Annotated in this window: 9 protein-coding genes; 7 read left to right on the top strand and 2 right to left on the bottom strand. The window is 73.3% G+C overall.

Translation table 11 applies throughout. The features are described 5' to 3' along the window. A partial coding sequence (locus tag WEB03_RS11235) for a glycine--tRNA ligase (protein ID WP_368071037.1) occupies positions 1-766 on the top strand: 766 nt, incomplete at its 5' end. 63 nt (positions 767-829) lie between these two features. On the opposite strand, the gene WEB03_RS11230 is transcribed toward WEB03_RS11235, so the two are convergent. Then, positions 830-1,147 (bottom strand): hypothetical protein, encoded by a 318-nt coding sequence (locus WEB03_RS11230; protein ID WP_368071036.1) that lies wholly within the window; start codon positions 1,145-1,147, stop codon positions 830-832. An 89-nt stretch (positions 1,148-1,236) separates the two neighbouring features. Between WEB03_RS11230 and WEB03_RS11225 the strand changes: the two genes are divergently transcribed. Beyond that, positions 1,237-1,611 (top strand): hypothetical protein, encoded by a 375-nt coding sequence (locus tag WEB03_RS11225; protein ID WP_368071035.1) that lies wholly within the window; start codon positions 1,237-1,239, stop codon positions 1,609-1,611. A 10-nt stretch (positions 1,612-1,621) separates the two neighbouring features. Here the strand turns inward: WEB03_RS11225 and WEB03_RS11220 are convergent, their stop codons facing one another. Then, a complete protein-coding gene (locus WEB03_RS11220) occupies positions 1,622-3,403 on the bottom strand; it encodes a M61 family metallopeptidase (protein ID WP_368071034.1) in 1,782 nt (593 codons plus the stop codon). A gap of 124 nt (positions 3,404-3,527) precedes the next feature. On the opposite strand from WEB03_RS11220, the gene WEB03_RS11215 reads away from it, so the two are divergent. From WEB03_RS11215 to WEB03_RS11195, 5 genes are all read left to right on the top strand, one after another. Next, positions 3,528-3,959 (top strand): DUF3151 family protein, encoded by a 432-nt coding sequence (locus WEB03_RS11215; protein ID WP_368071033.1) that lies wholly within the window; start codon positions 3,528-3,530, stop codon positions 3,957-3,959. 13 nt (positions 3,960-3,972) lie between these two features. After that, a complete protein-coding gene (gene dnaG, locus WEB03_RS11210; RefSeq protein WP_368071032.1) occupies positions 3,973-5,835 on the top strand; it encodes a DNA primase in 1,863 nt (620 codons plus the stop codon). A gap of 280 nt (positions 5,836-6,115) precedes the next feature. After that, on the top strand, positions 6,116-7,267 hold the full coding sequence (locus tag WEB03_RS11205; protein ID WP_368071031.1) for an RNA polymerase sigma factor: 1,152 nt from the start codon (positions 6,116-6,118) through the stop codon (positions 7,265-7,267). 115 nt (positions 7,268-7,382) lie between these two features. Then, complete coding sequence (locus WEB03_RS11200) at positions 7,383-8,315, top strand: TIGR03620 family F420-dependent LLM class oxidoreductase (protein WP_368071030.1); 933 nt, start codon at positions 7,383-7,385, stop codon at positions 8,313-8,315. 65 nt (positions 8,316-8,380) lie between these two features. Beyond that, on the top strand, positions 8,381-9,301 hold the full coding sequence (locus WEB03_RS11195) for a hypothetical protein (RefSeq protein WP_368071029.1): 921 nt from the start codon (positions 8,381-8,383) through the stop codon (positions 9,299-9,301). Positions 9,302-9,338: the final 37 nt, after the last annotated feature.

Below are 9,338 nucleotides of genomic sequence, written 5' to 3'. Positions count from 1 at the left end.
CCGCGAGTTCGAGCAGATGGAGATGGAGTTCTTCGTCGAGCCCGGCACCGACGAGGACTGGCACCAGTACTGGATCGACGCGCGGATGGATTGGTACACCGACCTCGGCATCCGCCGCGAGAACCTGCGCATCCGCGAGCACGACGAGGACGAGCTGTCCCACTACGCCAAGCGGACCGTCGACGTCGAGTACTACTTCCCGGACGGCTCGATGGGCTGGTCCGAGCTCGAGGGTCTGGCCAACCGCACCGACTTCGATCTCAAGGCCCACAGCGAGGCGTCCGGCAAGGACCTGACCTACTTCGACCAGGCCGGCGACCGGCGCTACACGCCCTACGTCATCGAACCGGCGGCCGGCGCGACGCGGGCGACCCTGGCGTTCCTCTTCGACGCCTACCGGGTCGAGCAGGCTCCGGACGCCAAGGGTCAGATGCAGGAACGGACCGTCCTCAAGCTCGACAAGCGCCTGGCGCCCTACAAGGTCGCGGTGTTGCCGCTGTCGAAGAAGGACGAGCTCACCCCCGTCGCCCGCGAGGTCTTCGACGCGGTCAAGGTCGAGTGGATGGCCGACTACGACGAGACCCAGGCCATCGGGCGCCGCTACCGCCGTCAGGACGAGATCGGCACCCCGTACTGCGTGACGGTCGACTTCGACACCATCGAGGACCGTGCCGTCACCGTCCGGGACCGCGACACCATGGCGCAGGACCGCGTGTCGATCGACCGGCTCGTGGGGTACCTGTCGGAGCGGCTCGGCCGAGCCTGACCCGTCCGAACCTGACCCGGCCGACCCGCGGTGTCCGTCCCGGTCACGGCGCGGACGCCGGGGTCAGTACGGGCTGCGGTGGCGCCAGTCGTCGCCGAGGTCGTCGCCGCGGAGCAGCTCACGCCGGATCGCGGCGACGTCCGCGTCCAGCTTGGCGATCCGGCCGGTGAGGCCGGCCGAGGCGCGCACCAGCGTGGCCACCCCGATCAAGCAGGTCCCGACGCCGAAGGTCACCACCCAGATCAGGACCGCCAGCACGAGCTCGTCCTGGCGCAGGAGCCAGGTCCCGACGCCGATCCCCGCGAGCCCGGTCCCGTAGGCGACGATCGTCGCGGCGCGGCCAGCGGCGCGCAGCTCGGTCGGGGTGGGGACGTCGTCCACGCGGCTGCCTCGTGCTCGGGGGAGCGCAGTGTGGCCGACGTTCGAGCTGGGCGCAGGGGTACGCTCGTGGTCTGCCGGGAGGGTCCGAGGTGGCGGAGCAGGAGCGGGAGCTCGACCTCGATGCGGCCGTGAGCCGGCTCGAGGACGTGCTGCTCGCGCTGCCGGTGCACCGGGCGCTGCCGGACCTCGACCAGCTGCTCGCTCGGGCCGGGGTCCCGCGCGAGCTGCTGCACCGCGACGATCGCGCTCTGAAGGTGCTCACCGAGGCGGTCCTCGCGCGGCCCCTCGCCGACGTCGACGCCGTCGGGCAGGTGCGGACCGAGGTCGAGCTGCTCGCCCTCGAGGTCGAGGTGCTCGGCGACCGTCTCGCCGACCCGGCGACCACGGCGGTCGAGGTCGAACGGGCCGCCGCTCGGCTCGCTGACGTCCGTCACCGCCTCGAGCAGCTCCGCGACCAGCTCTGACGCGATCCGGTCAGAGGTCGGTGAGCTCGCGGCCGGTCCAGCGCCGGAACGCGTGGCGCTGCTGCCCCGTCGGGTCCTCCCGAGCGACGAGCTGGCGACCTGGTCGTGGCTGGCCGAGCGTGACGGGCAGCGTCAGCAGCCGGGGGCCGCGGAGGACGCTCACCTCGACGCGGTCGCCGGCGTCGTACCCGCGGAGCGCGGCGGTCAGCTGCCCGCGCTCGACCCGCTGGCCGGCGATCGCGACCAGCTCGTCACCCCCGGTGAGGCCGGCTCGCCACGCGGGGCGGTCGCGTAGCACGGTGGCGAGCGTGATCCCGGTGTCCGTCTCGGTCGTCACGACCCCGAGGTCGGGCGCCGTCGGACCGTCGTCGACCTTCCAGCGCAGGCCGACCGCTGCGACGACCTCGTCCTCGAGATCGGGGAGGCCGGGTGCGCCCACCCGCGCGTCCGCCAACGCGGCCAGGTCGTCACCGCACACCTCGCGGATCGCGCCGAGGACGTGGGCTTCGAAGTAGCCGTCCGGCGAGCCGGCGTGCCGTTCCCAGAGCAGGCGGAGGACCTCGTCGAGGCCGTCACCGGAGGGGTCGGCGTCGCGCAGTCGCAGGTCCAGCTCCGCGGCCACGAGCGCACCGTGGGCGTAGTAGTCGGTGGTCACGTTCGGGGTGTTCTCGTCGCGGACGTAGTGCTTGGTCCACGCCTCGAACGACGCCTGCCGGAGGGCCTGCCGGTGGGCGCCCGGGGTGTCGAGGACCTGCTGGTAGGTGTCGCGGACCGAGTCGAGGTACCGGCGCGGCGTCCACACCCCTGCGCGGGTCGGCAGCAGCTCGTCGTAGTAGGCGGTCCAGCCCTCGGCGACCCACAGCGAGGGGGAGTGGGTCGGTCCTTCGTGGTCGGGCCGCACGAGCGCTGCGGGGACCAGCCGCTTGACGTTCCACAGGTGCAGGTACTCGTGCGCGACGAGCGCCTGGAACCGGGTGTACAGCTCGTCGTCGGTGAAGACGCGGACCGGGATCAGGAGCACGGCACCATCGCGGTGCTCGAGCCCGCCACCGCCGGTGTCCCAGCCGGTGCACAGGAAGGTGTAGCGCTCGGTCGGTAGATCGCCGCCGAAGAGCGCGACCGCGGCTCCACCGATCGCCGCGGCGTCGCGCGCGATCCGGTCGAGGCCGCGGCCGGGGTGTCCGCCGTGGCCAGCCCACACGAACGTGTGCGGGACGCCGGCCACCTCGAAGTCGACCGACGGGTGGTCGCCCACCTCGAACGCGCTGTCGATGAGGTGGTCGCGGCCGTCGGCGACGGTCGTGTGCGGCTCGCCGGAGGGCGGGAGCAGCGACCACACCTGGTGGCCGTCCGGGGTCGGCGGGATGGTGACGTGGTGGGGCCGGTCGGCGCCGTCCTCGACGGTGATGAACGTCGCGGCGGGGACGAGCAGCGCGTGGTGGTCGTCCACGTGGTTGGTGCGGACCGTGAGCTCGTTGGCGTACAGCTCGTAGTCCACCTCGACCGGACCCGCGGCGTCGTCGGGGAGCCGCCACGAGGTGCGGCTGTCCATGGCGACCGGCAGCTCCCGTCCCGCCGCATCCGTCGCCGAGATGGACTGCACGTGCCGGGCGTAGTCGCGGACCACGTAGCTGCCCGGGGTCCAGACCGACAACACGAGCCGGGCGCCGGGCGCCAGGTCCTCGGGGACGGTGAGCCGGACCCGAACGAGGTGGTGGACCCGGTCGGTGAGACCGACGAGGTAGCGGATCGGCCCGGGGGAGGTGGGCGCGGCAGCAGGCTCGGGGGACACGTGGTGGCTTCTGTCGGGGCGGGTCGCCGAGGCTAGCCAGGCCCACCGGAGCGCTACCGTCCGGGCTCGGACCGTGGCGACCCGCCGGTCGCTCCGATCACGCCCCTCGAGGACAGGTACGCACGTGGCCGAGCTCCCCATGGCCGATCGACACGAGACCGTCCTGCCGCCTCCGCCGGACGCTGCCCGTGAGGCGCTCGCGTCCGCGCTGGCGACCGATCCGGACACCCAGCTGACCGCCCTGTCGGCCGTCGTCGCCGACCACCCGACCCTCGTGGCCGGGTGGGCCGAGCTGGCCGCCCGCGGCCGCGAGCCCATCGAGCGCTACGCCTACGCGCGGGTCGGGTACCACCGGGGGCTCGACGCGCTGCGTGCCTACGGGTGGGGCGGGCGTGGCTTCGTGCGCTGGTCGACCCCGTCGAACCGGCCGTTCCTGACCTGCCTGGTCCGGTTGCAGCGTGCGGCGCAGGAGATCGGCGAGACCAGCGAGGTCGAACGCATCGCCGGCTTCCTGCTCGAGCTCGACCCGGACTGGGACGACGCGAACCTGAGCTGACGGGAGCGGGACGGTGGCGGGACGGATCCTGCGCGACGACGTCGAGGCGCTCCGGCGCCAGGCGGACATCGTGCAGGTCGTCGGCGACTACACCACGCTGAAGCGCGCCGGCCGGTCCTTCAAGGGGCTGTGCCCGTTCCACACCGAGCGCACCCCGTCGTTCCACGTCACGCCCGGCGAGAACTTCTTCCACTGCTTCGGGTGCGGAGCGTCGGGCGACCTCTACGACTTCCTCCAACGCATCGAGGGGCTCGACTTCCCCGAGGCGGTCGAGGCCCTGGCCCGCCGCGTCGGTTTCACCCTCCGCTACGAGGAGCTGACCGCCAAGGACCGGCGCGCTCTCGGCCAGCGCACCAAGCTGGTCGACGTCACGAGGGCGGCGCTCGAGTTCTTCACGGCCCAGCTGTACGCGGACGAGGGCCAGGTGGCGCGTGATTACCTCAAGGAGCGCGGGTTCGGACGGGACGACGCCGAGCGCTTCGAGCTCGGGTACGCCCCGAACGCGTGGGACACGCTCTCGCTCACCCTGAAGGACGAGGGCATCCGGCCCGAGGACCTGATCGAGACCGGCCTGTCGGTCAAGAACGACCGGGGTGGTCTCCGCGACCGGTTCCGCGGTCGCCTGATCTTCCCGATCCACGACCCCGGCGGTGACGTCATCGGCTTCGGCGGGCGGGTCCTGCCGGGGCTCGACTACGGCGACTTCGACCCACCGAAGTACCTCAACTCCGCCGAGACCCCCCTCTACAAGAAGAACCGGGTGCTCTACGGCGTGCCGCAGGCCCGCGCCGACATCGTCCGGGCCGAATCGGTGCTGATCTGTGAGGGCTACACCGACGTGATGGGCCTGCACCAGGCCGGGTTCGGGAACGCCGTCGCCACCTGCGGGACCGCGGTGGGGGTCGAGCACCTCCGCGCTGTCGCCCGCTACGCCAAGCGCGTGGTGTTCGCCTTCGACGGGGACGCTGCCGGCGTGAAGGCCGCCGAGCGCGCCTGGGAGGCCGCCACCGAGCTCGCCTCGACGTCGGGGGTCGGGACGGCGCTCGAGCTCCGCGTCCTCGCGCTGCCCGACGGACAGGACCCGGCGGACGCGGCCCGGGAGCTCGGGGTGGACGGGATGCGCCAGCTGGTCGACGACGCGTTGCCGGTCGTGCCGTTCGTGCTCCGTCACCGGCTCGCCGACGCTGACCTGTCGACCGAGGGGGGTCGCACGGCGGCGCTCCACGAGGCCCTCGAGATCCTGCAGCGGGAGCCGGACGCGGACCTGCGACGCGAGTGGGCACGCACCGAGGTCGCCGCGGGCATCGGGCTGGCCTACGACTTCGTCGCGCGCTCCGCCGCGCGCCAGGGCATCGACCTCGACCGGCACCAGGGCGTCGCGGCGACCCCCGTCGCGCGCCGGACCACGGCCACGACCGGGGCGAAGCTCGACCGAGCCCAGGTGCAGCGCGAGCGAGACGTGCTCCGTGTGGCGCTCCAGCACCCCGAGCTCCTGCCCGACGAGTGGGAGGAACTGACCGAGGACGACCTGAGCCACCCCGTCGCCCGGGCCGTGTTCGTGACCATCCGCGACGCTGGTGGCCCGGACGCCGGGGCCAACGCCGTCGTCGCGGCTGCCGCCGACGACGACCTGCGCGCCACCATCCGGGGGTTGGCCGTCGAGGAGGAACCCGTCCCCATCGACGCGGACACGGCCGCGTGGCGGGTCCGCACGCTGGTGGCGCTCCGCGTTGAAGCCGAGACCAAGCGCCTCCGCGAGCGGCTGCAGACCCTCCATCACACCCGCGACCGGGACGAACTGATGGACGTGCAGCGGCAGTTGGCGACCCTGGAGCAACGTCGCCGCACGCTCACGACGGTGATCGACCCGGTCTGATCGATGCGGTCTGATCGGTCCGGGCCGATCGGCGCGGCCGCGAGGCCACAGCGAGGCGGCGGCCGACCGCCCGCACGGTGGCCGGCCGGAGCGCGGTCGAGTGCGGGCCGTGCGCGACGAGCCGCCCGCCTCGGAACGCTCCGCCCGGTCGGCGACCGGCTCGTTACAGTCGTCGCGGTCCGACCGGAGGGGTACGGCCGTGGGAGCCAGCGGGGTTGGCGCACCGCCGCGAGGTGGGGGGCCATCCCGCACGGAGACGCCCGAGCGACCGCTCGCTGGCGTGATCGACCTCGCCGGCCGCGATGCGATCCTCCGGGCGCCAGCGGTCACCGACCTGCTCGACACCGGCGCCGCCCGCGGGTTCGTGACGACCCGCGAGGTCGCGACCGCGCTGCGCGACGCGCGCCTGGATGCCTCGAGCGCCGTCGCCATCGGTGCGTTCCTGCGGCGCCAGGGCATCGCGCTCGTCGACGACGGGGACCTGCGCGCCAGCGATGGGCCGCCCCGTGCCGACACCGCCACGGGGGTCGACGCCGTCCGGCTGTACCTCAACGAGATCGGCCGCGTCGACCTGCTGTCCGCCGGGGACGAGGTCGACCTCGCCAAGCGGATCGAAGCTGGCGTCCAGGCGTCGACCATCCTCGATTCGCTCGAGCACCTCGACCCCGAGCAGCGGGCGCGCCTGCGTCGGATCGAGCGGCTCGGCCGTCGCGCCAAGGGCGAGCTGATCGAAGCCAACCTCCGACTGGTCGTGTCGATCGCCAAGCGCTACGTCGGCCGGGGCCTGCTGTTCCCCGACCTGATCCAGGAGGGCAACCTCGGCTTGATGCGGGCGGTCGACAAGTTCGACCCCACCCGCGGGTACAAGTTCTCGACCTACGCGACCTGGTGGATCCGGCAGATGATCAGCCGCTCCATCGCCGACCAGTCCCGGACCATCCGCATCCCGGTCCACCTGGTCGAGACCATGAACAAGATCAAGAAGGTCGAGCGACAGCTGGTCCAGACGCTCGGCCGCGAACCGACCGTCGAGGAGGTGGCACGGGCCTGCGAGCTCGAGGTCGAACGGGTCGAGGAGTTCCGCCGGCTGGGGGTCGACCCGACCTCGCTCGACGCGCCGGTCGGGGACGAGGGTGACGCCTCGATGGGAGAGCTGATCGAGGACGCCAACGCCGAGGTGCCGGTCGAGGCAGCGGCCTACCTGCTCCTCCAGCAGCACCTGTCGACGGTGCTCGAGGAGCTCTCCGACCGCGAACGCACCGTCATCGAGCGTCGCTTCGGACTCCGGGACGCGCAGCCGCACACCCTGGAGCAGGTCGGTGCCGAGCTCGGCCTCACCCGGGAGCGCATCCGGCAGATCGAGGCCAAGGCGCTCGCCAAGCTCCGCCACCCCGCGTACGCGGACGCGCTCGAGGGCTACCTGCGGGGCTGACCTCCGCGGGAGCCGCGTCGGGACCGTCAGCGTTCCCCGCGGGTACCGGATGCGTCGCCGGTGGCTGGTAGACCCACCTTGTACGCCACCGACGGCCACGATGAGGAGACCAGCGTTGAGCGATGCAGCCGGGACCGTGACCGAGCTGCGCGCGCGGCTCGGACCGGTCGGGATCTGGAGCGGTGGGCTCGACGGGTTACCGGTGGCCGAGGTCGGCGATCTCGCCCGCGAGGTCGAACGGCTCGGCGGGGGTGCGCTGTGGTACGGCGAGGCGTACGGCCGTGAGTCGTTCGCCCAGGCTGCGCTGTGCCTGGACGCGACCTCGGAGCTGGTGGTCGGGTCGTCGATCGCCAGCATCTACGCGCGGGACGCCCTCGCGGCACGTGGCGCCCAGGCCACGACCTCGGCCCGGCACCCCGGCCGGTTCGTGTTCGGACTCGGCGTCAGCCACGCCCCGTTGGTCGAGCGGCTCCGCGGCCACGAGTACGGCAAGCCGCTGGCGGCGATGCGGACCTACCTCGAGGCGCTCGATCAGGTCTCGCCCGTGGTGGTGGACGCCGGTCCCGCTCGGCCGCGGATGCTCGCCGCGCTCGGGCCGAAGATGCTCGAGCTGTCCGCTGAGCTGGCCGACGGGGCGCTGCCGTACCTCACCCTGCCGGAGCACACGGCGCAGGCCCGGGAGATCGTCGGTCCCGACCGGCTGCTCGTGGTCGAGCACGGCGCGGTGCTCCTCGACGACCCGGACGAGGCGCGCCGACGGACCCACACCCACCTCGAGGTCTACACCGGCCTGCCGAACTACCGCGCGAGCTGGACCCGGCAGGGGTTCTCCGAGGACGACTACGTCCGGGGTGGCAGCGACCGGCTGAAGGATGCGATGGTCACGGTCGGGCTCGAGGCCACGCGTGACCGGATCGTCGAGCACCTCGAGGCGGGCGCGGACCAGGTGTGCGTGCAGGTGCTCGGCGTCCACCCCTTGGATGCCGACCTCGGGCAGATCACGACCCTGCTCGAGACGTCTCGGCAGGAGGGCTGGGGGAGGTCGTGAGTCGCCCGCGGTGAGGCTGGGAGGCACCCGCGATCCGTGTCACACCCCTGCTCTACGTTCGGGTCATGGAAGAGCGAACCCCGCACCCACCTGGCACCTCGGACAACGCGCCGACCATCGCGGCGTCCGCTGCTCCGCCTGCCGCTGGCACCGGCGCGCAGGTGCCGCTGCCGTTCGACGACGAGGCCGAACACCCCATCCCGTTCGCGCTCACCGCCCGGGCCCGTCGCACGGTCGCGCCGCACGCGCTGCCCACCCTGCGGGTGGTCCCGGGCTCGACCGATGCGCTCCGCGAGGACGGGTCGCACGGGGGGGAGGGGGCGATCGCGGTCGACGAGGACCCCTCCGACACGCGCCCAGCCCGCGCTCGCGCGCTGCGTCGCGCCGGCGTGGATCGGACCGATATCGCCACCCAGCTCGGGGTGGACGAACTGCTCGTCCGTGCGTGGACGGGCGGCGTGGTCGCGCCTCGGCACGCTGCCCGGTCCGCGGCGACCGTGACCCTCCAGCCGGTCCCCGAACGCGACCGGGCCGAGGAACAGACCGCCGCGGACCGTCGCCGACAGCGGGCCGCCGACGACGCCCGCGACCGTCTCCGCAGCGATCCCCACCTCGCGGCGGGACTCGGCGTCCTCGCCGGGGTGGCCGAGATCGCGGGTGGGGCGGTGACCGTCACGACCCGCGACCCGCGGCTGGCTCGGACCGTCGTGCGGTGGCTCGTCGACGTGCTCGGCGCCGACCCGCGATCGGTGCGGCTGGTCCTGCGGGTCGGTCCACGCGCGGCCGGGGATCTCGCCCGCCACCGCTGGGGCCAGGCGCTCGCCCTCGCGCCGGAACGGATCCGCACCACGCGCGCCGGCGCGCCCCCGGAGGACGACGCGGTCGAGGGGGTGCTGCGCATCGTGGACGCGGACCTGGCGGCGACGGCAGCCGGCTGGTGCGACGCGCTGCTCGATGACGCGCTCGTGGCCGACCCCGCCTTCTGACCTCGATCGCGCGGCCTACCCTCCGCCGGGTGGAGGG

Source organism: Nitriliruptor sp., from assembly GCF_040882075.1.
GTDB lineage: Bacteria > Actinomycetota > Nitriliruptoria > Nitriliruptorales > Nitriliruptoraceae > Nitriliruptor.
Note: the sequence above shows the minus strand (reverse complement) of the source record. Positions and strands in the feature narration are given on the sequence as shown.